The 25,601-nt window shown below is 60.3% G+C and carries 21 protein-coding genes and 1 tRNA gene; 5 read left to right on the forward strand and 17 right to left on the reverse strand.

The window, feature by feature from the left end:
- Window positions 1-2 precede the first annotated feature (2 nt).
- Genes TSACC_RS12975 through TSACC_RS12985 form a run of 3 tightly spaced genes read right to left on the reverse strand, consistent with a single transcriptional unit; the run spans window position 3 to window position 2,504 of the window.
- Window positions 3-671 carry a 50S ribosomal protein L25 gene (locus TSACC_RS12975; protein ID WP_075079689.1) on the reverse strand — a complete coding sequence of 223 codons (669 nt, stop codon included), beginning with the start codon at window positions 669-671 and terminating at the stop codon, window positions 3-5.
- Between the two features lie 5 nt (window positions 672-676).
- Entirely contained in the window at window positions 677-1,642 is a 966-nt protein-coding gene (locus TSACC_RS12980; protein WP_084400438.1) for a ribose-phosphate diphosphokinase, read from the reverse strand.
- 28 nt (window positions 1,643-1,670) lie between these two features.
- Complete coding sequence (locus tag TSACC_RS12985) at window positions 1,671-2,504, reverse strand: hypothetical protein (protein ID WP_153811414.1); 834 nt, start codon at window positions 2,502-2,504, stop codon at window positions 1,671-1,673.
- A 98-nt stretch (window positions 2,505-2,602) separates the two neighbouring features.
- Between TSACC_RS12985 and pabB the strand changes: the two genes are divergently transcribed.
- Both pabB and TSACC_RS12995 read left to right on the forward strand, forming a co-directional pair.
- Complete coding sequence (gene pabB / locus TSACC_RS12990; protein ID WP_202815966.1) at window positions 2,603-3,802, forward strand: aminodeoxychorismate synthase component I; 1,200 nt, start codon at window positions 2,603-2,605, stop codon at window positions 3,800-3,802.
- Between the two features lie 111 nt (window positions 3,803-3,913).
- On the forward strand, window positions 3,914-4,231 hold the full coding sequence (locus TSACC_RS12995) for a DMT family transporter (RefSeq protein WP_075079692.1): 318 nt from the start codon (window positions 3,914-3,916) through the stop codon (window positions 4,229-4,231).
- A gap of 217 nt (window positions 4,232-4,448) precedes the next feature.
- Here the strand turns inward: TSACC_RS12995 and TSACC_RS13000 are convergent, their stop codons facing one another.
- From TSACC_RS13000 to TSACC_RS13035, 8 genes are all read right to left on the reverse strand, one after another.
- The gene (locus TSACC_RS13000; RefSeq protein ID WP_075079693.1) at window positions 4,449-6,566 is read right to left on the reverse strand and encodes a cellulose synthase subunit BcsC-related outer membrane protein; all 2,118 of its coding nucleotides are present in this window, start codon (window positions 6,564-6,566) and stop codon (window positions 4,449-4,451) included.
- Between the two features lie 31 nt (window positions 6,567-6,597).
- Window positions 6,598-7,719, reverse strand: a complete 1,122-nt coding sequence (locus TSACC_RS13005; protein ID WP_084400439.1) for a family 8 glycosyl hydrolase — start codon at window positions 7,717-7,719, stop codon at window positions 6,598-6,600.
- On the reverse strand, window positions 7,719-10,085 hold the full coding sequence (locus tag TSACC_RS13010) for a cellulose biosynthesis cyclic di-GMP-binding regulatory protein BcsB (RefSeq protein ID WP_075079694.1): 2,367 nt from the start codon (window positions 10,083-10,085) through the stop codon (window positions 7,719-7,721). The genes TSACC_RS13005 and TSACC_RS13010 overlap by 1 nt, the downstream gene beginning before the upstream one ends.
- A gap of 16 nt (window positions 10,086-10,101) precedes the next feature.
- On the reverse strand, window positions 10,102-12,369 hold the full coding sequence (gene bcsA / locus TSACC_RS13015; RefSeq protein ID WP_075079695.1) for a UDP-forming cellulose synthase catalytic subunit: 2,268 nt from the start codon (window positions 12,367-12,369) through the stop codon (window positions 10,102-10,104).
- A 27-nt stretch (window positions 12,370-12,396) separates the two neighbouring features.
- Entirely contained in the window at window positions 12,397-12,918 is a 522-nt protein-coding gene (locus tag TSACC_RS13020) for a hypothetical protein (RefSeq protein ID WP_075079696.1), read from the reverse strand.
- The gene (locus tag TSACC_RS13025) at window positions 12,915-13,643 is read right to left on the reverse strand and encodes a P-loop NTPase family protein (protein WP_075079697.1); all 729 of its coding nucleotides are present in this window, start codon (window positions 13,641-13,643) and stop codon (window positions 12,915-12,917) included. The genes TSACC_RS13020 and TSACC_RS13025 overlap by 4 nt, the downstream gene beginning before the upstream one ends.
- A complete protein-coding gene (locus TSACC_RS13030; protein WP_075079698.1) occupies window positions 13,643-14,434 on the reverse strand; it encodes a P-loop NTPase family protein in 792 nt (263 codons plus the stop codon). The genes TSACC_RS13025 and TSACC_RS13030 overlap by 1 nt, the downstream gene beginning before the upstream one ends.
- Window positions 14,435-14,653: 219 nt before the next feature.
- Complete coding sequence (locus tag TSACC_RS13035; RefSeq protein ID WP_075079699.1) at window positions 14,654-15,355, reverse strand: delta-60 repeat domain-containing protein; 702 nt, start codon at window positions 15,353-15,355, stop codon at window positions 14,654-14,656.
- Window positions 15,356-15,440: 85 nt separating this feature from the next.
- Between TSACC_RS13035 and TSACC_RS13040 the strand changes: the two genes are divergently transcribed.
- Window positions 15,441-15,514 (forward strand) — tRNA-Arg (locus TSACC_RS13040).
- 240 nt (window positions 15,515-15,754) lie between these two features.
- On the opposite strand, the gene TSACC_RS13045 is transcribed toward TSACC_RS13040, so the two are convergent.
- The 3 genes from TSACC_RS13045 to TSACC_RS13055 all read right to left on the reverse strand — a co-directional run bounded on the left by TSACC_RS13045 (window position 15,755) and on the right by TSACC_RS13055 (window position 20,330).
- Window positions 15,755-17,218, reverse strand: a complete 1,464-nt coding sequence (locus TSACC_RS13045) for a glycoside hydrolase family 130 protein (RefSeq protein WP_075080730.1) — start codon at window positions 17,216-17,218, stop codon at window positions 15,755-15,757.
- Between the two features lie 23 nt (window positions 17,219-17,241).
- The gene (locus TSACC_RS13050) at window positions 17,242-19,506 is read right to left on the reverse strand and encodes a glycosyltransferase family 4 protein (protein WP_075079700.1); all 2,265 of its coding nucleotides are present in this window, start codon (window positions 19,504-19,506) and stop codon (window positions 17,242-17,244) included.
- A gap of 278 nt (window positions 19,507-19,784) precedes the next feature.
- The gene (locus TSACC_RS13055; protein WP_237763968.1) at window positions 19,785-20,330 is read right to left on the reverse strand and encodes a hypothetical protein; all 546 of its coding nucleotides are present in this window, start codon (window positions 20,328-20,330) and stop codon (window positions 19,785-19,787) included.
- A gap of 494 nt (window positions 20,331-20,824) precedes the next feature.
- Here TSACC_RS13055 and TSACC_RS13060 point away from each other — a divergent pair, with 494 nt between their 5' ends.
- On the forward strand, window positions 20,825-21,190 hold the full coding sequence (locus TSACC_RS13060) for a hypothetical protein (protein WP_075079702.1): 366 nt from the start codon (window positions 20,825-20,827) through the stop codon (window positions 21,188-21,190).
- 60 nt (window positions 21,191-21,250) lie between these two features.
- Here the strand turns inward: TSACC_RS13060 and TSACC_RS13065 are convergent, their stop codons facing one another.
- The gene (locus tag TSACC_RS13065; protein WP_169809634.1) at window positions 21,251-22,174 is read right to left on the reverse strand and encodes a transglutaminase-like domain-containing protein; all 924 of its coding nucleotides are present in this window, start codon (window positions 22,172-22,174) and stop codon (window positions 21,251-21,253) included.
- A gap of 74 nt (window positions 22,175-22,248) precedes the next feature.
- Here TSACC_RS13065 and TSACC_RS13070 point away from each other — a divergent pair, with 74 nt between their 5' ends.
- Window positions 22,249-23,505 (forward strand): M20/M25/M40 family metallo-hydrolase, encoded by a 1,257-nt coding sequence (locus TSACC_RS13070; RefSeq protein ID WP_084400442.1) that lies wholly within the window; start codon window positions 22,249-22,251, stop codon window positions 23,503-23,505.
- 71 nt (window positions 23,506-23,576) lie between these two features.
- On the opposite strand, the gene TSACC_RS13075 is transcribed toward TSACC_RS13070, so the two are convergent.
- The gene (locus TSACC_RS13075; RefSeq protein WP_075079705.1) at window positions 23,577-23,945 is read right to left on the reverse strand and encodes a hypothetical protein; all 369 of its coding nucleotides are present in this window, start codon (window positions 23,943-23,945) and stop codon (window positions 23,577-23,579) included.
- Between the two features lie 15 nt (window positions 23,946-23,960).
- Window positions 23,961-25,430 carry a nitronate monooxygenase gene (locus TSACC_RS13080; protein WP_237763969.1) on the reverse strand — a complete coding sequence of 490 codons (1,470 nt, stop codon included), beginning with the start codon at window positions 25,428-25,430 and terminating at the stop codon, window positions 23,961-23,963.
- Between the last annotated feature and the right edge of the window lie 171 nt (window positions 25,431-25,601).

The following is a 25,601-nucleotide window of genomic DNA, read 5'->3' on the forward strand; positions in this document are numbered from 1 at the left end:
GGTTATTTCTTGTCGCCGCCCTCGGCAGCGTCAGCCTTCTTCTCCTTGATGACCTCAGGAGCCGTCGGGGCTTCCGCGGACGATGCGGATTCATCCGCAACTGTAGGCTCGGAGACGAGGAAAACGGTCAGTTCGGCATCGCCAGTCGCGCTCACACCAGCCGGAAGCTTGATGTCACGGATGTGGAGAGATTCGCCGACATTGAGGTTGGAAACGTCAACCGTGATGACCTCGGGAAGATTCTGCGGGAGGCAGGAGATGGCGAGCGCACGGAGATTCTGCTGGAGCAGGCCGCCGTAGGTCTTGACGCCGATGGATTCGCCAACCGGCTCGAGGACGACTTCCGCCTCGATCTCTTCCGTCGCGGAAACGGCGTGAAAGTCGACGTGGATGACTTCACCTTTCACCGGGTGATGCTGGATTTCCTGGATGAGCGAGAGACGATTGGTCGTCTTGCCGTTTTCCTCGATCTGGAGATCGACCAGGATGTTCTCACCGACCGCATGAGCGAGGAGCTGCTTGATGTCCTTCAGCGAGACCTCGAGGTTCGCGGGTTCGTCCTTGGCGCCATAGATGACGGCAGGCACGGAGCCGCGGGCGCGGACCTGTTTGACCGCGTTACGACCGGCTTCGACGCGCGGACGGGCGGAGAGTTTTACTTGTTTGGCCATGTTTACTAAGGGTTCTTCGGGTGTTTAATCTCAAAGAGCGAGCTCACCGATTCATCATCGTGAATGCGTCGAATGCCCTCACCGAGCAACGCAGCTACCGACAGGACCTTGACGCGGGCGTCTGAATCCGCTCGCACAGGCACACTGTCGGTGGTGATCAACTCCTTGATTTCTGAGCTCTTCAATCGCTCAACCGCCAAATCTGTCAAGACTGCGTGCGAAACACCAGCATAAATATTGCGCGCACCGTAACTCTGCAGGATTTTTGCCGCGCCGATCAAGGTTCCCGCCGTTTCGGTGAGATCGTCGACGATCATGACGTTCTTGCCCTCGACCTCACCGATGACGGTGATGGCTTCGGTTTCCGAGGCGCTCTTACGGCGCTTGACCACGATAGCGAGACCGGCGCCGAGGGTTTGGGCATACGCTGAGGCCATCTTTACCCCCCCGACGTCGGGCGAAACAACGACGAGATCGGTGAGGCCGAGCTCCTGCAAGTAGTTCATCATCACCGGTAAAGCGTAGAGATGGTCCACCGGGATATCGAAGAAGCCCTGGAGCTGCTGCGCGTGCAGATCCATGGTCAGGACACGGTGCACACCGGCGGCGGCGATGAGATTGGCGACGAGCTTGGCCGTGATGGGAACGCGCGGCTGGTCCTTGCGATCCTGACGGGCGTACCCGAAAAACGGGATGACTACCGTGATGCGGGCGGCGCTGGCGCGGCGGGCGGCATCGACCATGATGAGAAGCTCCATCAGGTTCTGGTTCGTCGGCGGACAGGTCGGCTGGACGATGAATACGTCACGTCCGCGGATGTTTTCGTTAATCTTTACGAAGGTCTCGCCATCCGGGAAGGTGCTGACAGTCGCGTCGCAAAGCGGCACCCCGAGGTAGTTGCAGATATCCTGGGCAAGGCGGGGATGGGCCGTGCCAGTGAAGATTTTCATCTCGGGAGTGCGATCTAACATAAATTCGGAGAACACGGCCTGACTTTCTTTAGCGGGTGAGAGGCTCCGGAGTCGGAGGCGGGTTGAGCGGTATGGTCGGCTCAAGCCTCTCCTGGGCAAGTCGGCGGAGATAGGCTGCCTCCATTCCCCGACAACGGACTGTCAGGGAGCTGTCGATATCGATCATCTTTTGGAAGAGGAGACGGTAGTACTCGCGTAGGGCCGCCCGCTTGTCCTCGTCGGTCTTGGCGACGGTCGACTTTTTGTACATGGCGAGCACCTGGGGATCCTTGTCGGCCTGGATGCGTACATCGCGGTAGCGAACGAGCAGGTCGCGGGTCTTGGATTGAGTGTTCTCCGCCACCTTGGGCATGCTCGGGGGCACGGGACCGGAATCCGGAATGATGGCATTGGGATCGGTAAAGGCCGCATCCGGCATGGGAGCGGTCGGGAGCGGCGGTGCGAGATCCTGGGTATCGAGAGGAGCGCCACCCGTGGGGGCTGCGGTTTGTCCCTCGAGCGGAATGGTGTCGGTCGAGGCAGCCGGAGACGGAGAGGCTTCTGCGGCGGGTGAAGCTTCAGGTGCAGGTGAGGACTCCGGAGCGGGAGATGATTCCGGTGTCGGGGAGGACTCCGCCGAGGCTGCCGGAGATGCCTCCGGACTGGCGGCAGGTGTCGCCTCGGGACTCGCCGAAGCCGTAGCCTCCGGGATAGCGGCGGGAGTCGCCTCCACCGCTGCAGCGGGCGTGGACTCGGGAGCGGGCGTGGGTGACGCCTGCTCTACCGGGGTTGCGGTCGGCTCGGGAGTAGCCGACGGAGACGCGGCTTCCTGGCAGATCGCCGCAGCACAGGAAAGCAGCAGCACAAAAAGGATGCGGAGCATGGACGACATCGGGAAAACCCGGAGCTTAATCTGCGTACAAGCCGATACTCAAGCAGAAGAACATGGACGCAGCCCTCTCTTTGGGAGATTTTCTTCGTGTGGCTGTCGAAAATCCCAAAATCGAGACCCCGGACCTCATCGATGCGGCGCGCGCGCTGCGTTCGAAAAGCGGTTTTGTGTGCCTTGAGGATGGCATGCCCGGTCCCCAGTCGTTTTCGCTCCTGGCAGCGGAACCCGATCTGGTAATGTCAGGAAATCTGGAGTCGTGGTCCGATTTTGAGGCGGAACTCTCCCGGCGGGCCGCTCCATCTGCTGACCTCGGGATACCGACCGGCGCCGCCATTGGCTGGGTCGGGTTTGATGGCAGCTATCGCTTTGGATTCTATGACCAGCCATCGATCTATCACCATGGTCGGGGGGTCTGGCTGACCAATCCGCCGGCAGAGGAGACTTTCACCCCCACTGGGTTCTCTCGTCCCGAGTGGCGGCACCTGATCGGGCGCGACGAGTTTGTCTCGATGGTGACCCGGGCCAAGGACTACATCGCTGCGGGCGATATTTATCAGGTCTGCCTGGCGCAGGCTCTTGAGTGCGATTTTGCCGGGGACCCATGGGAGTATTACGAATCCCTGCGCCATCACTCCCCCGCCCCCTACTCCGCCTTTCTCGATCTGGGAGATTGCCAGGTCGTCTCCGCCTCGCCCGAGTGTTTCCTGCGTATGAACGGGAGGCGCATCATCACCCGCCCGATCAAAGGCACCCGGCCTCGCCGCATGGATCAGCAGCTCGACCAGCGCAACGCTTACGACCTGCTTACCTCTCCCAAGGAAATCGCCGAGCTTGTCATGATCACAGACCTTGAGCGCAACGATCTCGGACGGGTCTGCGACTACGGCAGCGTGAGCGTGCCGGAACTGCTCAAGCTCGAGAGCTTTCAGCACGTGCATCACCTCGTCTCGACCGTGCATGGGATCCTGCGCGAGGATGTCAGCCAGCCAGCCGCGCTACGGGAGTGTTTCCCCGGCGGCTCGATCTCGGGTGCACCCAAAAAGCGAGCTCTGGAGATCATTGCGGAACTCGAACCGCACCCTCGAGGCATCTACACAGGTGCAATCGGGTACTTCGGCTACAACGGGGAGAGTCAATTCTCCATCGCCATCCGCACGGCGGTCTTTGAAAATGGACGCGGCAGTTTTCACTCTGGAGCCGGGATCGTGGCTGATTCCGAACCGGAGGCCGAATGGCAGGAAACGCTCGACAAGGCAGCAACTCTCCTGCTGCCCGCAGAGGGTCGCTGACTCACACAGAGGGGAATCGATTTGACCCCGAGGCGGAGAAAAGCTACCTTCCGCCCTTGAGAGGACGACCTCTCCTGAACCGCACACGGGACGGCCCGGATCATAAATCTTATGAACTGGGTATACCTGACACTCGCGGCATTTTTTGAAATCGGCTGGGCCGTCGGCCTGAAGTATAGCGATGGGTTCCGGCGTCCGCTCGCCTCGACCATCACCTTCCTCTGCCTCCTGCTAAGCATCTCACTGCTCGGCATGGCTGCGCGCTCGCTGCCCATCGGGACGGCCTATGCGATCTGGACGGGACTCGGAGCGGCAGGGACGTTTCTTTGCGGTTCGCTATTGCTCGGTGACACACTGTCTCCGCTCAAGCTGGCCTGCATCTCCCTGATCCTGCTCGGCGTGATCGGCCTCAAGCTCGCTCCTCATTAGCATGGTCCGAATACCGATGTTGAGCTGATCGGTGGAAGCGCCTCCGCGAGCGGTGGTCGCAGATTCATCCCGTCTGCCCTGAGTATCATGCGATCGCCCGTGCAACGGGCGTCTCTGCAATGCCGGAACGGTGAGCGAACCCTTGGGCTTGCCTGCCGTGCGCCTCCTGAGGGCGCCGAACCCAGCCCCGCCTATTCCGATGAGCTCGCAGTGGCGACTATTGGAAGAGGTCGAAGCCGATCAGGTCGGTACGGAGGAGGCCCTTGCGGCGATCAAAGAAGTAGCGACCCCAGATGTAGATGCCGCCTTCGTTGTAATCCGCCGTGATGTTGTAGTTCAGACTGCCGCCGATCATCCAGTTGGGATCGATCAGGTAACCGCCCTGGAGCTGGATGAGGCCGATACCAGTGGTCGACTCCTGCGAGTCAAACTCCTGGCCGTCGTCGTCCAGCGGGAAATACGGAGAGGCGTCCTGCTTGTTGTTCTGAATACCTGCGCCGACGCTGCCGGCGGCGAGCCAGCGCTTGCCTTCCTCGGTGAGGAACTGGGCCTGGATGACACCCTGCAGGAGGTACTGCGGGCTGAAGTAACCGCCGTTACCATAGGTGAAGTGGTTCTGGTTATTATCGAACTGCTCGTAGGACAGGGCGAAGCCGATGGTGAAGTACTCGTAGCCCGGCATGTCGAGCAGGTGAGCAAAGGCGGCTGTACCGTAAAGGTGGGTGTTGTCCTCGACATTCGTGCCGTCGATCGTGCCGTAACCTCCCTTGAGGTAGATCGTATTGTCCTCGCCGACGGAGTGGAAGAACTGGAGGTTGCCACCGGTCTCCTGCACTCGGCCCCATTGATTGCCCGTATACGGATCGACGATACCAACCCAGGAGAGCATGCTTTCCTTGATCGACTTGGAATAAATTTCACCCTGGACGTAGCCGCTGTTGCTGCGCCAGATGAGGCCAGCGCTGCCAGTCGGGCGACTCTGGAGCGGACCATTGATCGGCGTGGTACCGAGCTGAATGTACCAGCTGATCCAGTCCTGATACTCCAGGCGGACATTGAACTCCCAGAGGTCGTCTTCGCTCGTGGTCGGCTGATAATTATAGGGTGTGTAAACCGGCGGCGGAGTGCCGACCTGAGCGCCATTGGGCAGGTCGCCGCTGTTCAGGCTCAGGTGCGTGAGAGCTGCGCTGAGCATAAACTTGTTGGCCGGAAACACCTGGGCCTGAATGACTGGAAATGTAACGACCTCCAACTGGCCCTCGCCCGCGGAACCCGACTTCGTGCGATACCCGAAGCCTGCGGCAATGCTCGGCTTGTTCAGGTTTTGCAGCACGGGGTAAACCTTTGCCCCACCTGAGTCGGCGGCGGCGCGGAAGAGGTTGGCGGACATGTAGCTCTTTGCGTCGTACGTGTAGTACATGTCGCGGAGCGGGCCACCCGCGCCCGAGAGTGTATCGAGCTTGTCGTAGGCCTTGGTCTTGGAATATGCGGCGTAGGCGCCTTGAGCGGAAACGCGGTCAGGCGAGTTGCGATAGAGCTTCTGGAAAAGCTCGGCTGACTGCTCGTATTGCTTGGTGTAGTAAAGATCCCACGCGACAATGATCTGCTCATTGCGACTGAGGGGACGCATGGCGCCCGCCTTGTTGAAGTACTGAAGGCTGTCGTCGTACTGCTTGTTCTCGTAAGCCTCGGTACCCCGTCGGGAGTAAATGTCTCCTAGCAGCGTCTTCATCTTGGGATAGCTGTTGACGCGGAAATTGGCGATGGCTTCCGCCGAGGAGAGATCCCCTTCCCGGAATTTGGAGAGCGCCAGACCATAGGCCGCCTCGCCGGAGCTGGAGTTCCACTCGAGAGCCTGGTTGAACCACATGCCGGCGGAGGAATATTCGTTGCGGTTGAAGTACGCCCAACCGAGTTGGGTCGCCGTGGCGGAACTCCTTGTGGTGCTCGCTTCGTTGGCAAGCTGGCTGATCTGCGCCGTGGAAAGAGTCTGCGGCGTGGGCGACGTGCGTCTCACCGGAGTGGGAGTCGGCTGAGCCCTGGTCACCGGCTTTGCCACCGGGATGGCCTGCGGAATGATGTCCACCGTCTCGCCCGTCGCCTGTACCGCCGGGGCTGGCAGGTCGCTCGGGATAAACATCGTCGGCGTCGCAGCTGCGGCCGGAGTCGGCACCGGGGTCGGAGTCGGGGCTCCGGGCCTGACGGGAACGAAAAGGGACGGCGTGCTGGTGGGAGCCGGAGCGCTGATATCCGGCGGCGGCTGCTCACCAAAAAACGGCTGAGCGACCGTCTTCTCGAATGCGAGAACGGAAATGCTCAATGCAACCAGACGCATAGCGCCTGAGGCAATAACTCTGGTGTTGTATCTATTTGGTCGCAAAGGACTCACGGACTGCGATCTTGGTCAGGATGGAAAGGCTGGCAGAGAAGTACGGCTCCTCCTTCGTTACCGCAGGAAGCGCCCGAACTGTCAAGCTCCCTTTGGACGCGCAGGCGATGGTGTAGGCGGCTATTGACTTCATCCCAGGCAACGCCGGATAGGGTCCAAAAGAATCGTCTTTCAGATTTACCGTCGCGGGCATGTGATCCGGGAGCAGAGGCTTCCAAAAGTCGGCAAAGGATACCAGCAATGGCGAGTTTTTTTGCGCCCAGGCAAGGTGGAGCGGCACACGAACGGCATTGTAGCCAAAATCGGGTGGGAACTTGGTAGATATCTGGAGCTCACTCCCCGTGGCGAAGAGCCAGTCCGGGGTGAGCTTCCATTTACCGAAAGCCCCCTTTTCGACAAGCGATCTTCCGTCGGCGGCGACCTTGGTCCAGGGCGTGCCGGGGAAGGCCGCAGCTATCTCATCCAGAGCGGGAAAAATGTAGTACGAGGGATTCAGCGTGGCTCCATCATCCGCCCAGAAACCATCGGTGCCGGGCAGGAGGATCGTCTTGCCCTCGTAGTCCTTGAGATCAAGACGGGCGAGGTCCACCAGGATCTGGGCGGCGGCCTGCTGGTACTTGTAGTCATTCCAAACCTTGGAGGCACGAATGAGCGCCCAGGCTACGAGGAGGTCGCCGTCGCTGGCGTTGTTGGTATCTGTAACTGCGCCGCCATGGTCAGCTCCAGGCAACGGCGTGCCGTTTTGATCCTCGATCGGCTTGGCTCCGGGCTTCCACTGCCAGGCGAGGAGCTTGTCGGAGGGGCGTACCTGGAGGTTTTGCTGGGTCCAGTTCCAGATGCGGTCAAAGGCTGCACGGTCCTGATAGGCCGCGGCAATGACAAGGCCATACCCCTGCCCTTCGCTATGGCTGACATTCTCGTTGCCAGTGTCGATGACGCGGCCGTCGGCACTGATGAAGTTTCGCTGGTAGATCTCCCAGTCGGCCTTGCGCAGTCCGTAGGGGTTGAGAAAATCCAGCACGAAGGAGGTCAGCTTGAAGCCGAAGACGAGTGCGAAAATCGCACTAAGGCTGAGGATGACCGCCCATTTCGCTCTCATCAGGCATCGGATTCATTGTCTTCCGCTCCGAGCTTCTCACCGCGACGCCGCAGCACAGTGCGCACGCCGAGAGCGATCAGCAGGATGAGAATGATAAGGATCGGGGCAAAGAGCCATGGGCTCTGCTGCATGTTGGTGCCGACGCGGGTGACGACGGAGGTCGACTTGTAGATGAAGTCGGGTCCCACCTTGGCCACGGCGAGAGAATCCGGCTGGGAGTTCCAAACCGCGAGGTCGCCCGCGAGGTTGTCCCATACGCTGCGGTCCTGCAGGGCATTCATGCCGGAAAGCAGGTTGGTAGCGCTGCCCGCTGTCACGATGGTGATCGGGTAGCCGACGGCGGTGGGCGACTCAAATTGCACGGCGACCGTATCCTCGATCATGTCGGCAGCCATCGTCATCTCGGCGGTCTTCGGAGGTTCCGGCTCCGCTTTCTCCGAAGGCGTGCCGCGGATCTTTTCCACGAACTCCTCGATCGGCGAGGTAGCGAGACGCTCCGGCTTGGGGCTGACGCTCACGAGGTAGCGCATCTTGCCCACTTGCAAAGGAGAGACCGGGGCGCGGGCGACGATATCCTCGGGGATCTGGTCGCGAGCGCCGACTACGAGGAGGTTTTTGCGGATGTTGCGGCCCGGGGGCTTGAAGCCGACCTCGAGGCGATGGAGGAGAGCACCGGAGATCTGGGACATCTTGCCGAGAAGCGTCCAGGCGGCGGTGACGGTCTCCATATCGCGACCGGCGACAAAGAGCGCTGTTTCCGCACCGTCCGGCGAGCCAGAGTACGGGAAAGCCGTCTGGGAGAAGAGTCCCAGGCTCGGAAGGCGGCACTTGCGCAGAGCGCGCGGAAAGACAAAGAGAGAATCGTCGTAGAGGGTGAACACCAGATTCTCCTCCTGGATCATCTGGCACTTGCCGGTCACGAGCGGCACCATTACGGGAGTGAGCTCCACCACGTTGCGCCCAGGCTGGAAGGAGATCATCGGCAGATACAGGCGATGATCGGAGTGCATCGAGCCATTCGGGTCACGCAGGCGGATGGCCTTCTGGAACTGGCCATTGACGAAGACGTTGAAAACCGAGTCATCACGGAACGCAGCGCCGTAGGTGAAATGCAGGCGGAGTTCGGCATTGGCGCCATCATCCTTGGAGATGTCGCCGGGCATGTAAATCGGCACGGAATAGCCGCCTGCGTTCCAGCCGCGGATCGTCTGCTGCTTGTACCCGAGCTGGCGGAAGCTGTATATGCCCGGCATCTGCAAGGGAGCGTTGCGGATATAGGCAGGCTCCTGCGGCAGGGTGAGCTGATCGACGATGGCGTACTGCGAGTCGGGCAACGGATAGTTCACCAGACCAAAGGCCAGCGCGGTCTGGCTGACCTCCCGCTCGTCGCGACCACTGATGATGATCATGCAATGCGTGGGATCACCCGGCAGGGCCTTGATCGCAAGGAAGCTGCCATTGACTGATCCAATCTCCGTTGCGGTGAGATAGCCGGAAAGCTCCGTCATCGTGCCGATCACGATATTGTCCATGCCAGCACGCAGGGCATTGGCCGTCATGACGCGGAAGGGCTGATAGTTCAGCGCGAGTGCGACGCCCTGGGTCACGATGCCGCCCCAGGCGAGCTGGAGGTCAGTCATCTGGCTAGAACCCGGGAAGCAGACGTTGAACTGGTAGGGATTCCACAGCTTCTCATCCACCCACCAGCGGAGATAGGAGAGGCGCTGAGGGACATCCCGCCACTCGGCCACGGCAGAGAGGTAAGAGGTGTCGGGATTGATTTCGGTGAAAAGCTCAGGAGCGCCTGGGTCTTCGCACTGGTTCGTGTAGTGCTGGGCGACGATAAACTGGAGGCGGTTGAATCCGGTCTTGAGCAGTTCCAGCGGGATGCCCATCTCCACGGAGTTGAAGGGCCGGTTGCGGTCGAGCCGGTACTGGGCGACGATGACATCGTTCACCACCACGCGGAGGACGGAACGCTCGGTGAGCAGAGCGATCGAGTTGGTGAAATCGAGATTCAGCGTGCAGGATTTGAACTTCAGTCGAGCGCTGACGGGGACAAAGATCGTATAGATGCTCGAGGCATTGCGAAGCATGAGGGGCGAGTCGAGCGCGATGAGCTTGCGAATGGGCAGGCGCATCGTCTCCTCACGCGGAGTCGTGCGCTCGGGCAGCGGGAGCTTGGCGGCACCGGCTGGAGCCGTACGCTGAAAGACCGACGATCCCGGAGTCGGCAGCGCCAGTGCGGCAGGAGCGACCGTGGGAGCGGCGACAGCTTGCTGCTGCGCGGACATGGGCGCGATCGAACTGACCAGAACGGCCAGAGCGAGGAGCAGACTCTGCGGCAGGTGGAGGTGGCGCATCATATCTTTCATAGGGCAGCTAGTTCGAAGATCGGCCTCCCGCATGATAGGCGGGCGAGGGTTGGCGGACATTGGATTCAATCATCAGGTGGGCGAAGTGCTCGATCGAGAACCGGATGCCGCAGCTCATGAGGAAGAACGCGCTGCGCGTGACGCCGAGCCGCTTTTCGCGATTTGTCTGGAAGCTGATCCAACGGTCGCTGCTTCCATTGACAAGGAGCACCTTGCGCTTCAGTTCCTCCAGGTCCTTGTGCTGGAACTGGACACCGAGATTGGTCAGCGAACCCTCGCTACGGGCATTGCGCACCACGAAATGGAACGGCTCGCCGGAGAGGGCATTGTTACCCTGGACAATGAAGTCGGCCTTGGTATCCGTGCGGAAGATGGTCTCATAGGCAGCATCGATCTGGATGCTTGCGCCGCTGATGGAAAGGTCGGTGATCGTGGCGACGTACGACTTGTCCCCCACCCGTACACGGGCGGGAATATTGGCAGGCATGCGGGGCGAGGCACGCCGCTGTCTTCGCTCGAGGAGCGCGCCCATGGCGGCGAGGAGAATGAAGACATTGAATGCCGCCCAGCACATCGTGATCGTGGTCGGAAAGCGGTCGCCAATATTGCCCCAGACGAGCCGGCCAGCACCAAAGCCGATGGCGACAAGGTTGAGCAGGAGGAAGAGGTAAAACGGCCTGGCCAGAGGGCTGATGAAATCCTGCGTAAGCGTTTCGCCCTTGGCCGTCACGTTGAAGGTCGGTGCGCGCGGATTCATCAGCACCTTGAGCATGGCCGGGAAAGTGTAGACCGACTGCATGAGCTCATAGAGCTCGGAGACGAAGGACCATCGGACATGGCCAAAAAGGAAGTCGGAGACCATGAACACCGCAAACAGGTGGGGCAGACAGTACGCGGCGAAGTCGACGAAGTTTGCGTTGTAGATCTTCAGGCCGAAGAAAAGGAAGCACATCGGCGCGAGCAGGAAGACGAGACGCGCGTAGGCGAAGAACCAGAAGAAGCCGCTGCTGAAGTAGCACAGTCGCTGCGGCAGCGTGAGGCCCGGCAGGACGAGTGGATTCTTCAGGAGGAAGATCTGGAGCATGCCTTGCGCCCAACGGACGCGCTGCCCGATGAAGCCGCCGAGCGTCTCCGGCTGCAGGCCCGAGATCATGGGCTTGGCGATGTAGGCGCTGTTGTACCCGCGGGCATGCATGGTGAGCGCGGTCTCGGCGTCCTCAGTGATGGTGTCGCCACTGATGCCGCCAATCTCCATGATGTATTTGCGCCGGAGCACGGCGGCAGAACCGCAGAAGAAGGCGGCATTCCAGTAATCGAGTCCCCGCTGAATGACGCGGTAGAACATCTCGTTCTCACTCGGCATCTGGGTGAAGGTCTGGAGATTTTTCTCGATCGGATCGGGATTGATGAAGAAGTGCGGCGTCTGGACGAGGAACATCTTCGGGTCCTTGATGAACCACCCGACAGTGTTTTGCAGAAAGTCCGCCGTCGGCGCATGGTCCGCATCAAGGATCATGATGAGGTCGCCATGAGTCTGCTGGAGTGCGCTGTTGATGTTACCAGCCTTGGCGTGAACGTTCTTTTCGCGAGTGAGATAGTTGGCACCCACCTTGGCGCAGAGAGCCTGCAGCTCGACGCGGCGCTTCTTTGCCTTTTCCGCCAGGACGGGATCGGGCGAGTTGCAGCGCTGGTCGGTACCGCCATCATCCAGCAGGTAAACATGGAAGCGATCCTTTGGGTAATCCATCTGGAGCGCGGAGAGCAGCGTGACCTCAAGGAGTTCCGAATCCTCGTTGTACGACGGGATCATCACGTCGACCGTAGGGGGCTTGGCATCGGCCTCCTTGGAAAGCGGGATCGGCCTGCGGTCGAGCGGATCGATGTTGACGAAGATACTGAGGATATAGACGACGAACCCGTAGAGCTCGGCGAGATACAGGATCATCGCGCACGAGAAGCTCAGCAGATCGTTGAATCCCAGAGTGGTGAAGGTCCGCCAGTAGAAGTAGTCAACCGAGAGAAACGCCGCGAGGATGAGGTAAAGGACGCGAATCGTCTCAATGTTGTTGAAGCGCTTTAGGGCGAGGAAGACGACGATGGCCGACACGGCCACCGCGATCTGGGTCTTCGTCGTGATACTGGCCGCGCAGGCGATGATCCCGGCGACGAAGAGAGCCGCCAGCACGAGCTGGGTGACCGGGCTCTTTTCGATGCGGCTCAGGAGCTTCTGTCCGAGGTCCTCCGGGCCGCGCTGTTGGGATTTCTTTTTCGCCATCCGCTCGTATCGACTATCCGTACCTGATTACAAAACGAGCAGTCGCGACACGATCGCGCCAAGCACCGCAAAGAAAATGCACAGGGTAACCACTGCCCCGCGGGTGATCGGCTTGATCTGCGAGCCGACCTTGTCCACGCGAATGACGAGCGCATCGGTCTCCTTCTTCACCACGTCGAGCTTCTTGGTGCAGTAGTCGATGCCCTCGTGGTAGGCCTCGATCTGCTTGACGAACTTGTCGAAGTCGATGTGCTCGAGCTTCTGCTGCATCTCCTGGGCCTGGTACGACATGCGCTCAATGACGGGCAGCAGCGCGGTTTTCATCGCCTCGGCCAGCGACTCACTGGAGACATCCACGTTGGCGGAGATGGGTGCTGCCGATACGGGCGCAGCCCTGTACTCTCCTGCCTCCGCAGGGGCCGCCGAACCCCGCATGGGGCCGATGAATTCAATCAGCTCCAGCAAGGCAATCGCGGGATCACCATCCTGAATGTTGTAGCGTTTCTGCCAATCGAGGATTTTGGCGCGGATTTCCGGATTTTCTATCATGGCAAAAGGATTTTCTTGGCGTTATCGAGCTGCGCAAACCAGTTCCGGGAGAAGTCAATAAGCCGCTGGCGGTCCAGAAGGTTCACCTCCGGGCTTTCCAGCGCCTTGTCGATGGTCATCGAGCGGCCCTGCAGGACCTCGGCGAGGTGGGGTTGGAGCTTGGGCATCTCGACCTCGATGGCGCCGTTGGCAAGCAGGGTCTGCCGGGCCTGGCTATTGTCGTAGATGCGCATGGTGTTCGACATCTTCTGGTTCTTGACGACGAGCCAGTCCACGAGTTTGCCCGCGCGTTTCGCCGCCTCACCCGCCTGATGGACGGTGTCCTTGTCGGACTCGATGATGAGCACGAGCGTGACGGAAAGGCCGAGTTGCTGCTTCACATTGAGCAGGTCGGTCTCCTCCATCCAGTCGAGGAAGATGCTCTGGTGCGCACCGACACCATCGACGATGATGAGGTCGCTGCTGTCGAAGGATTCGACGATCTGGTCGAGATTCTCGCTATGGCGGATGTCGAGGAACTTTGCGCTGGGATAAAATCGGGTGAGCGTGCTGTTGCTGTAGTCGGGATCGAACGCGGAGAAGTTCACCCCATGCATGCCGAGCCACTCGACGAGGCGCACGCAGAAGAAGGATTTGCCCACCCCGCCCTTGTCAATGGCAACCATCACCAAGCGTTTGGTGTGGTTGCGAGTAGGGATTTTGGAAAGCGCCCGGGAACCGCTCATCAAACTTCCTCAGGAGCCACGCGAGGGCGCGCAGACGTTGCCGGCTTGCCCGCCTTGTGGACAGGCGCTGTCATGGCCAGCCGGGTAGGCACCAAGAGAGCCCGAGCAGACTCCAGCTGCTCGAAGAATCTCTTTTGAAATGTCCGCAACCGCTGCCTTTCAAGGAAGGGCAGCGACTCATCCAGCACGAGGGAGGAAAGTCCGCGGCTGGTCTTTTGGATGGTGGCCAGCAAGCTCCACGGCACGCGCTCCATGGTGATCTCCACCGCGCCGAGGCGCAGGAGTTCCTGCCGGGCCTTGCTGTTGTCGTAAATTTCCGAGGTTGAGCAAGTCTTGTGGTTCTTCACCACGAGCCAGTCCACCTGGTCGCCGAGGCGCTTGGCCAGCTCCCCGGCCTGGAATACGGTGTCCTTGTCCTCCTCGATCATGAGGATCATCGTGACCCGATGCTCGGAAAAGCGGTCCTTGTTCTGGACAAAGGTCTCGTCGAGAAAATCCGGGTAATACCCCTTCAATGCGCCCAGGGCATCCCAGCCCACCACCTCGCTGTCGTCGAGCACCTCGCTCAACTCGCGCACCGCCTCGTCGGGGTTGTCGAGCGGCAGGAAGCGCGAATCCGGCAGGAAGCGAGTCAGCGTGCCATTATAGACATCGGAATCAAAAAAAGCGCACTCCTGCTCGATCTCGGCATACCAGTCGGCGAGATTCACGAGGAAAAAAGTACGTCCAACGCCTCCCTTGCAGGTGGCGCTGACTATGATCCGGCGAATGATTTGGGCGCTGGCAGGCATGGTTAGTTCGACGCGAGGCTCCTGATGGCTGCAAAAAGATAAGCCATGGAGCATTCTCGAAGAATGCCTTCCACGACAAGGTTATTTGCGATTTTCAGAGGGCGATCTCCCATTTTTGCAGCCGATTTCGCGAGGAGTCTAAACATATCGGAAGACGCATTGCAACCGATTGCATGACTTTTTTACAGGTTTCTCCCCCCTCGCTGGGAGTCCTGACAACTAATTCCCTGCGGGAGAGGTCTTGAGCAAATTCTGCGCCGTTTGCTTCTGGACAGAGAACCGACCACCCGCCACCAGTGCGTTTTTGGTATCAAGAACGACTGATTTGACCGTGCCGGAGACGGCCTGCGGGTCGGAAACGACGGGCGCGTCGAGTGTGCCATCGGCATTCAACCTCGCCACGCTGCGCCGGGGCTGCCCGAGTACGAGGCTAAAACTGCCACCAAGGACGACCTTGCCGTCGGGCTGAATGGCGAGCGCAAAGACCGGGCCATCCGTACCGGGACTGGCTACGCCGTTGCCCGCTCCGAAAGTCTGGTCCACCGTACCATCTGCCTTGTACCGTGCGATGTTATAGGTTCCAAAGGAGTTCGCCTGGGTGAAAGTCCCGCCGACGATCACACTGCCATCGGCCTGGAGAGCAAGAGCGAATACCTGGCCATTCACTCCAGCTTCAAAACTGTTGGCAAAAGCCATGTCGAGAGTTCCATCCGGGTTCAGGCGGGCGAGGCTGCCGCGGGGCTGGCCGTTGACGGAGTTGAACCGGCCGCCAATGATGACCTTGCCATCGGGCTGGATCGCGATGGCATTCACCTCGCCTTGGACCCCTGGCTCGGTGGTGAATGCCGAGCGATTCTCCACGCTCGATTGGGCAAAAACAGAGGAACTCAGGGCCAGAAGGAGCACGAGCAACAGGGGCATAAATGGTAGTCCACTCCCGAAATCGTACAAAATCAAGCTCTCACGCTTGATTCCCCGCCGGAAATGCAGGATGCTTCGCACCCTCGCACCGGTAGCTCAATCGGATAGAGCGTCGGCCTCCGGAGCCGAAGGTTGTGGGTTCGACCCCCGCCCGGTGCAGTTTCTTTCTCCCTCTCAGAAATCTTTGGGAGGCTGTAGAAAGCTGCTTTTTTTTACCTTCTGTCCTTCTAGCACCGCTGGTTGACCTTTTTCGGCCCAAGGCACTCCTTGTGCGCAGCAAGACCCCGGGGGTCCGTTAACATAGGCGGGGCGGAATCTCCCCCGGAGGTGGAATCTCCTGGATCATCTCCATGTCCGGTGCCGAGACCCGTGAAAATCTGTCGGTTACCGGAGGACGTGTCATGCCGGATTTCCGCACAAGGCATTGAGCAGGATAGCGAGCGGGACGGTGGCGAAGGCTGTGGAGGAATCGGATACTGCGTAGGGAATGACAAGCTGTCCCTGGTGGATGATGGCTCCGCAGGTGTAGACGACATTGGGCACGTAGCCCTCGCGTTCCTCGGGAGAGGGTTTGATGAGCGGTTCCCGCAGCCGGCCAATGACTCGCGAGGGATCGTCGCGATCCAGGAGTATGGCGGAGATGCAATACTTCCGCATCGGCCCCACCCCATGGGTAAGGACAATCCACCCCGCCTCTGTCTCGATGGGCGAGCCGCAATTGCCGAGTTGCACAAATTCCCATGCCTCGGTGGGACGCATGATCACGCGGGACTCGAACCAAAAATGCAGATGGTCGGAGAACATGATATGAATGTTTTCGTTGTCCTGCCGGGAGAGCATGCAGTAGTAGCCTCCGATGCGGCGCGGGAAAAGCGCCATCCCCTTGTTGCGGATCGCGGGGCCGTTCAGCGTACAGATGTTGAAGTGGAGGAAATCGCGCGTCTCCATGAGCTGGGGAAAGATCACGCGCCCGTCATAGGCGGTATATGTCGCGATGTATGTACTGGTCCCATCATCGTCAACGAAATGCACGAAGCGGGCGTCCTCGATACCGTTGCTCTGGCTGGGGGAAAAGGGAAAGATGATCCGTTCAGAGACGTTTTGCTTCGGGTCGAAGAATACCTCATAGTTTGATTTTGCCAGGACGATGAGGCGATCCCCGATGGCGGCTGCGTCGGGAGCCGGGTGCTCACGGAGGCCCGCTCGTACCGCGACATGGAGTTGATCCAGGGTGAAGTGCTCGCCCAGCGTGTCGATGACCCTGCGGGAGAATTCATTGTCGAGGCTGAGTTCGCCGAGCTTTCGCCTGAAGAGGGTACGCTCAAAGGCCGCGTCCGTTTTGGGCCGGGGCTCGGTGACGAAGCGCGACGGCGGGTCGATTTCCACCGAGCCATCGGCGTGAATGAGTCCGGAGCGGAACGTGATCGACGAGATGTGCCCTTCGCCGGTGGCACGCAGGCTGAGGATGATGCGGATGGCTCCTGCCGGCACGTTCTCCTGATCAGGATGCGGGACGACGCTGGGATTGAAGAGCGCGGCGGACTCCAGGGAATATTCGCTGGTGAAGAATGCCCCGATGAGCTGGCGGCGAGGCTCGTCCGGCGTCCGGTCCGTGGGCAGATGCTGCCGCACTCTCTCAAAATGCTCCAGGAGGATGCGGCGAAGCTCGATATGCCGCCCGCCGAAGTCGGAGTACACCTCCTCCAGCACCGCGGCCACCTCGGTGTCGCTGAGCGCCAGGATGCGTGAAAGGATCTTGTGGACACGGGGTACACCGCCGGAATCCCCGGCGGGAACGAATGGCCTCACCAGTACCCGCGCCGGGTCGGGTTTGATGGTGAAAAGAAGCCTCCGGACAGGGATGGGGTCACTCATGATGATCGTGCCTAGTGCAGGGTGGCGAGAGCGTTTTGCGCCCGGCGCATTTCAGATAGCGACAGCAGGAAGGCAAGCGTGGACTCGGCTCCCTCATTCTGATTTGTGCGATCCAGGTGCAGGCCATCACGACAGCCGCCGGTCTGGGCATCGTAAAGGGACAGGCCGAGGTCGTTCCCGCCGAGGAACCAGTCGAAGGCAACCATCGCCTCTTCCTGCCATTTATCGTCCCCCGTGGCGGCGTGAGCCTCCAGACAGGCTCCCAGCATGGCATTTGCCTCGATGGGCTGCTGGTCAAAACGGGCGGGCTCGCCGTTGCGCTGCCAGAAGCCGTCGGACCCGATCGGTCGGAAGCAGCCGCCATCACCGCGCTGATGTTCTGCCAGCCAGCCCAGTGTCTTGAGTCCTGCATCCAGCATGTCCTCGCGCTCCATCCAGCGCCCCGTCAGGATGAGGGCATGCGAGATGCGCGCGTTGTCGTAGGTGACGATATCCTCAAACCACATCCACTTTTCATCGGCCACATTTTGGAAGAGTCCGAGCAGCCTCTCGCCCAGCGTTTCGCGTAGCCGGTTGGCCATGAGGTCTCCGCTGAGCGTACGCAGGTACTCGTGAAGCCCGAGAATCGTGAACGCCCAGGCGCGCGGAGAGGTGAACGTCTCCGCCATGCCGACCGCCGCCTCGAACAATTGCGCCGCCCACTCGCGCAGGCTGTGGCTGCGAGATCGTCCGACGCAGGTGCCGAGCGCCCAGAGTGCCCTGCCGTGGCTATCCTCCGAGCCCATCTCCTCGAGCCAGACGCGGTTGAAGGCCATGAAATTGCGAAACCGCCGCGTCACCGGGTTGAATGCTTCCTGGAGGAAGGCGGCATAGGTGCCGGTGATCCGGTAGGCCTCAGGCAATACGTCGCCAAGCTCGTCCATCAGCATCATCAGGATGAGCGCGCGGGCGTTGTCGTCGGTGCAGTAGCCGTGCTGGAAATTCGGCACGCTGAAGGTGGCGTGCTGAAACATGCCGGTGCCATCGGTCATGCGCAGCAGGTGGGTGTACTTTGCGGCGGGCAGTTCCCCCCGGCGTCGGTCCAGGGTGGGAGCCGTGAACGCCGCCGGCGCGTGGCGTTCCTCGAGCCGCGCCCGCTCAAAGGCGTCCACGTAAAGGCGCGCCACATTGGACCATACCATTTCGCGCCCAATCTTGTAGGCCTGCTTGCGCATGGCGTGGCGCTCCGTTTCCTCGGTCAGCAAGTGACGGACGGCGGAGGCGATCGCGGGAGCATTGTTGAAAGGGACGAGGATGCCACGACCATCCGCCAGCAGCTCCCGCGCATGCCAGTAGGGCGTTGAGATGACGGCCTTCCCCGCGCCGAAGCTGTAGGCGAGCGTACCGCTCGTGATCTGCGCCTCGTTGAGATACGGGGTGATGTAGATGTCTGTGGCGCCAATGAATTCCGTCAGCTCGTCCAGCCCGACGAACCGATTGAAAAAGAGCACGTTTCTGCTCACTCCATTCTTCTGCGCCAATCGCTCCAGGCTCAGGCGATAGGTCTCGCCCTGGTCCCGTACGAGGTTCGGATGCGTCGCCCCCAGCACGATGTATACGACATTGGGAAACTCCTTTACGATTTCCGGCAGGGCGTTGAGCACGTTCTCGATTCCTTTGTTGGGCGAGAGCAGGCCAAAGGTGAGCAAAACCTGCCGTCCCTCGACGCCAAACTGGTCCTTGTGGTAATTCGGATCAGCGAAGGGAACATCGGGAATGCCATGCGGGATGACGTCGATCTTTTCTGCCGGCACGCGATAAATCTCCTTAAGAAATTCCGCACCGTGCTCGCTCATGACAATGAGGCGGGCGGAAAGCCGGGCCAGTTCACTCAAGACCCGGCGCTGCTCGGGATTCGGCTCGCGAAGCACCGTGTGCAAAGTGGTCACCACGGGCATGCGCAGAGCGCTCACCGCAGCGAGGAGATGCGCGCCAGCCACGCCGCCATAGATGCCAAACTCGTGCTGCACACACACCACATCGGCATTGCCGAGATTCAGAAAATCCGCCGCGCGGCGATAGGCAGGCAGATCGCGCTCGGGAATCTCGAAACGTACCTCCGGAGGGTAGTCATAACCTTCGGGCCGGTCCGTCACCGCCACTACCGGGCATTGGAGATCGGCATAACGCAGGTTGACCGCCTTGCGAATGTCCGCGGTGAATGTGGCGATACCGCATTGCCGGGGTACGTAATCCCCCAGGAACGCGACCTTGCGCAGTGGTGTTAGCGATTCCATCTGTAGCTTTCGACCGTCAGCCTGCCCGACGTGTTAACGAAAGCTGCTTGTGCGGTCGTTGGTTTATTCTTGTGGGTCATGTTAAAAATTCGATCCTGCGCCGACGAGTGCATGTACCCGGGCGGAACTCGTTGCGATTTGACTGAACTCGAGCCCGGGCGCCCGTGTTCAGGAAGCAATCGCCTGCCCGCTCGGTTTGATGTGGTTCCAACAGAGATCCCTGCGATCGCCTGCCAGATATTAATGATAAAAAATTGGATGCTAACTCTCTGTGCAATCTATTGCATGCAGAGCAAATCAACCGTTTGTTTGGAAATGGCGCGGATTTTCAGCACTTCGCTCTCGGATGGCATCGTTCCTTCCCTGCCGCCCATCAATGGCTGCAAGCGGGCAATGCTGTTTCGAACCGCCGCAAGCGTCGGCTCCTCCCCGGGTTGATTTCCTGTTTTCCCCACGACATTGGCGAAATAAGCCAGCATCTCCGGTTGCCGCAGAAGCTCCGCCGCAAAGTCGGAGTACGGATGCGACGCCAGCATGGAGAGCGCCTCCAGTCCGCGCAGCCAGCCGCCCACGCTGATCAACTGAGACAAGGATTCACTCTTGATTTCGATCATGGCCGCCTTCAGGTCTTCGCTGGCGGCAGACCATTCCTTACGAACAGCCTCCCAGTCCTCGCGATCGACATGGTCCATGACGCTCTTTTCCCGCCGAAGCACGGCGTTTCCCACACCAAGCGCGCGCGCCAGTTTGACGGCCGTTCTGCCGAGGTTCTGCATTTCGTCGGCATCTTTCGCGGTAACCGCGAGAAAGCCCTCGCCGAACACCAGTCCCAGCGAAAGCGCGATCCGGGACGGGCCGCCGTCTGGTCGCAAGGCGGAGAGATTGGGCCGGAGGATGGAGTGCCAGTTCGCATCCGGAAACCTATCCAGCACGCGGAAAATCTCATTAGGCACCGGAACCAGCACGCCATTAATCAGCCGTACCTGCGGAGGCAGCCGATTCTCCGCAATCGAAGACTGCGATTCCGCCAAAGCGGAGCCGGCGAATGCCAACAGAAGAAGGCAGGCCCGCCTGATCGCAGGTGAGTGCATGGCTTTACCTTGCTCTCCCGCTTCCTCCTTTACACGAAAAATCGTTCCCACGGAGACATTCCCGAGGGAAGCCCACTGATCTCCCCCCACCTTTCCCGGCCGAGGCGGGAACTCCCGGGATGGGAAAAACATGCTGGCAAGAAAGCCTCCATATCTCTTCCAAAACTCGCAGGGGAGCCATTACATTGTGCAAGGCTGAGGTGAGGAAACGGCCTGCGATTTACACCATGGAAACGATTCTCTTGATCAGCGGGACCCAAACGATCTCATGCACCGATCCGACCTACTATGCGAGGCATGATGATCGGACGCCGAGCAAGCATGTGCCCAGCCATCTCGTCGCCACGCCATGCCGGGCGCACAAACCCGACGAGATCTGCTACGTGCAGCTCACCCACCAGCGGGTTCCCGTACTGGTGACCCCTCAGCCGGACGGAAGCATCTGGATCGGCGGAGCGTATCTCGACACGATCGCCCGCGAGCATCGACTGATCCCGCGCCCCCTTCCCCATGAGATGGAGGAAAAGACCAAGGAATGGCTGGAGGCGATCGGCGATCGCTGGCAAATCCCCGGCAAGGAGCCCTCCCCCTAGAGCGCCTGCTTTTGTGATATGGAGTCCGGTGCCTCCTCTCCAGCCCGGCAGGTCGGCGGGCTAGTGCTGTGGACGAATGACATTGGCTGTGCCGCAGAGCCGCTTGGAGAGATCGACCGGGTCTCCGGTGCGGACCTCGGCAGGATCGACCTGATACGCCCACACGTCGAACTGCTTGAGGTCAGCCTGTCCATACAGGGTGGTAAATGCACAATTCACCGCATCGTAGCCCGACGCGATCCGGATGCGACCGATGCGCGGCGTATTGTACCGTGCGTCGAAGATCTGCCAGCGCCCACCGAGGAAAACCTCGCAATACGCGTGAAAGTCGTTCGGAGTCCCCGGGTCCGGGAAGCCAATGTCCGGCACGAACCCGCTGACATAGCGTGCCGGGAGATTGAAGGTGCGGCACAGGGCGACAGCGGCATGGGCCAGATCCCTGCAGACGCCATATCCGCGCTGGATGACACCAAAGGCAGACAAGCTGGAGTCCCCGGAAAAGGTGCGATATTCGATGTGATCATGCAGCCATTGGCAGATCCCGAGCACACGGGGTAGACCGTTATCCATGTGACCGAAGTGATCCCAGGCAAAATCGAGCAGCTTGTCGGAGTCGCAGTATCGCGATGGCAGAGTGTAGCGGAGGACGGAGGCGGGCAGCAGATAAGGCGGTACCGGCTCGTCCAGCCAGTAGAAGTCCTCGGAAAGCCCCGGCACCTTCACGATCGCGTCGTACTGGATGGTATTGAGTCCCGGCCGCAAGGTGAGCCGGTAAACGATATTCTGATGATCGTCCTCAAACTCGGTGGCGGGAAGCTCCGGGTCGAAGCGCATGCTCTCCTGGCGAATTGACTGAAACTCATCCTGCCTCGGCTTGAAAACCACCAGCACGGGAGTATCGACCGTTGTTTCGTAATCCACCTTGCATCCGACGCGAACGGTAAGATCAAGCGGCGGACGCTCGGGCAATGTTTCCCTGTTCATTTCCATCCGGCGTGCGAGCTTGATAGCCCTGCCACCCCGCGGTGAAGAGTGGCTGCAGTATTCATAGTAATTTCATGACCATACCACTTCTCTTTGGTGCTTGCGAATCGTTCTGGCCGGAAACGAAAGAATTCCTGCGGGAGATGGTCCTCACGAACAGCTTTTCCACAAATCCGGTCGGCGTGAACCGCGTCGGGGGGCAGGTGGCGGCGCAGTTTCAGCCGCTGGGCTTCACCGCCTCCACCGCGCCGCACCGGCTGGCCGATTACGGGGATCACCTCATCCTCCGGAGCGCCGCGGCAGATGGCCCCACGGTCGCCCTGATCGCTCACCTCGACACCGTCTTTCCCGAGCAGGAGGAAGAGCGAAACGCCTTTCGCTGGCGCGAGGTGGGCACGCGCATTCATGGACCGGGCACGAATGACATGAAGGGCGGCATCGCCATGATTCATCTCGTGCTCTCCGTCCTGCGCCGCCATGCCCCGCAGATCTTTCATTCGACGAACTGGACTATCCTTTGCAATGCCTGCGAGGAGGTGGACTCGGAAGACTTTGGCGTCCTGTGCCGGGCCGCCCTGCCCCCGCAAACCCTGGCCTGCCTGATCTTTGAGCCGGATGGAGGCAATACAAGCGAATTCTCCCTGGTGACGGCGCGCAAGGGCCGGGCGACGTTCCAGATCGACGTGGAAGGACGGAGCGCGCATGCCGGGAGCCAGCACGCCCGGGGAGCCAGCGCCATCGTGCAGCTCTGCCGGGTCATTGAAACGGTGGAAGCCCGCACGTGCTATGAAAAGGCGCTGACGGTCAATGTCGGGACAATCTCCGGCGGTCAGGTGCTCAACCGGGTGCCGGAGTCCGCCAGCGCCCGGCTGGAGATGCGCGCGTCCTCCACCGAAGTCTTTGAGGAGGAAAAGAGATTCCTTCTTTCCCTGAATGGAGACGGCGACCTGGCCAGCCGGGACGCCCACCCGCATCGCTGCCGGATCCACGTGACCCAGCTCGATGAAACGCCGCCCTGGCCGAAGAACCCGGCGTCGGAAAGCCTCTTCGCCCTCTGGAAGGACGCCGCCCGGGAAATGTCCCTGGGGGTGAAGGCGGAGTCGCGAGGCGGATTGAGCGACGGAAATGTGCTATGGGACTGGGCGCCCACGCTGGACGGACTCGGCCCCGAGGGCGATCACGCCCACTGCTCCACGCATGATCCTGCGGAGGGAAAGGAGCAGGAGTTTGTGGAAACGTCCTCGTTCTTCACCAAGGCGACACTGAATGTGATCGCCCTCTGTAAACTGCTGATGCCATCAAGCCTGGAAGACCAACTGACACGACGATGAAAACCGCGGGGCGCCGGGATGCAGGTTTACGGAATACAGGCTGGCAAAACCCGCATGGATAAGCCCCATCGTCAGGGAGCCACGGAAGGCGATATCCGAAAGTGCGTGTAGCCATTGATGCGAAAGATGGTCAACGTATGAGAACCCAGTATCGAGTGAAACGCAGCATCGGGATTTTGCGCGAAGGCGACCCTCGCTCGATCCCGTATCACGAGAGCGGAGTCCCGACTCTCGAGAAACAGCTCCATCACGGAAAGCATCTCCGCCAGCTCCCGCTCGTCGGAAAAAATGCACACATGGTCGAGCGAACTCCCCAGGATGATCTCGACAGAGAACCTGCCCGCATCTCCCAGGATTCTCTGGCGACCGTCATCCAGATAAACATCTCTCCAGTCGGTGATGGAGGAAAAGCAGGCGAGGATTTGATCGAGGTCCGGCATGATCGTATGAGCCTTTTAGGAAAGCATGTGCCGAAGAACATCCGCGGCTGAGTAGGATGCCTCTCCCTGCGTGAGGAAACGGCCGAGTTCGTTTACGCCCTCGCCCGCTGTGAGCAGCGGCGGCTCGCTGCCCGCTCCGGGCTGAGATTGTCCCAATCCAATCGTGGCCAGGAGCCCATTGCAAATACACGTGCGGCCATCCGACTCGCCGGGAGCTCCCCCTTTGCGTAAAAAAGCATCCCGTGGTTCGCTGGGACACCGGAAACCCACCGAGCCGTCATCCCGGCGATAGGCTCGACGGAGGACGCCGAGGTCGCAGACGGGCTTTCTCGAATGGCGGACCGCCTCCTCGGAAACGCTTCCCTCCAACTGCACCACTTTGAATGGGAATCCCGTGGGGGAGGCCTTGGGATCGGTGAATATGTTCACCGCCGCCTTGCAGCTCTCTCGCACGACCTGGTTCTTGAGTTCATCGGTCATGCCGGACTCACGGCAGTAGGCGAAGGGAGTCCCGAGTTGTACACCCTTGGCTCCGAGCCGCTTGGCCTCGGCCAGACGCTCCGGCGAGCCGTACGCGCCTGCCAGCCAAAAGGGCAGTCCAAGTTCACGGATCTTTTCGATCTCCGGAATATCGCGGCTCCCATAGACCGGCTCGCCTTTTGCATTCAATTGCATCTGGCCTCTGGGCGGTGCGTTATGCCCGCCTGCACTCGCTTCCTCGACCACAAACCCATCCACCACGCCATTGGATTTCTTCGCCAGGGTGATCGCCAGGGTCGCGGAGGAAACGATCGGCAGGAAGAGCGGTCGCTTGAGCGCGGGAGCTGCCCCTCCACAAAATTCCGCCGGGCTGAAATGGCTGGCAAAATCCTCCCCTTTCTCTGCGCCCGAGACATCCAGTTTCAAGGTGACGTCGCCTCCTGCAGCCAGCCGATCCAGACACTGGGGGATAGACCGGGGGATTCCCGCTCCCATGAGCACGTAGTCGACACCCGCCAGCATCGCGCCATAGAGGGCCGGAAGGGTCGGGAGTTGGATTTTTTCCATCAGATTGACCCCAACCACTCCGGAATGCCCCTCCTTGGCGAGGAAGACCTCCACGTAATTCGCCAGGACAATCAGCGCAACTCGGCTCCTGGGAGAGTCCATGCCAAGCAGAGGCACGCTGCGGAATGGATCGCCCGGAGGCTTTCCGTGCGGGGAAAAGTAATCCTCCAGCACCTGCCTGCCGATATTCTCGACCGGAAACGAGGAAATGGCGCGGCGCAGATGACCGTCCTGATCTCCGTTTTGCAGCTTGCGAGCCAGGACCACGTCGAGTGCAGTCGCAGAAACTACTCCTAATTGCCCGAGTATTGAAACCGCCCGGGCCAAAGGCCACCCGGAGACAGCAACTCCCATCCCTCCCTGAATAATCGCGGGATATTTCATAGTTCGCATCAGGCCAACGATCACCCTGAGAAACTGAGTGCCGACGTTGTCCATACTGGCGATTTTGGTAGAATTGCGAGGTCGCGCTCATCCGCCAGTATGGTGAACTACCTCCAGTGCACCGCCACGTTACTGCCGGGCGGGTTAACTTGCAACGGATACTATCTTTCGTCGTGGAGCGGGTTTGACTGGCCGCGAAGGGCGTGGAGCGTTGGTAGCCCACCT

The organism is Terrimicrobium sacchariphilum (assembly GCF_001613545.1).
Classification (GTDB): Bacteria; Verrucomicrobiota; Verrucomicrobiia; order Chthoniobacterales; family Terrimicrobiaceae; genus Terrimicrobium; species Terrimicrobium sacchariphilum.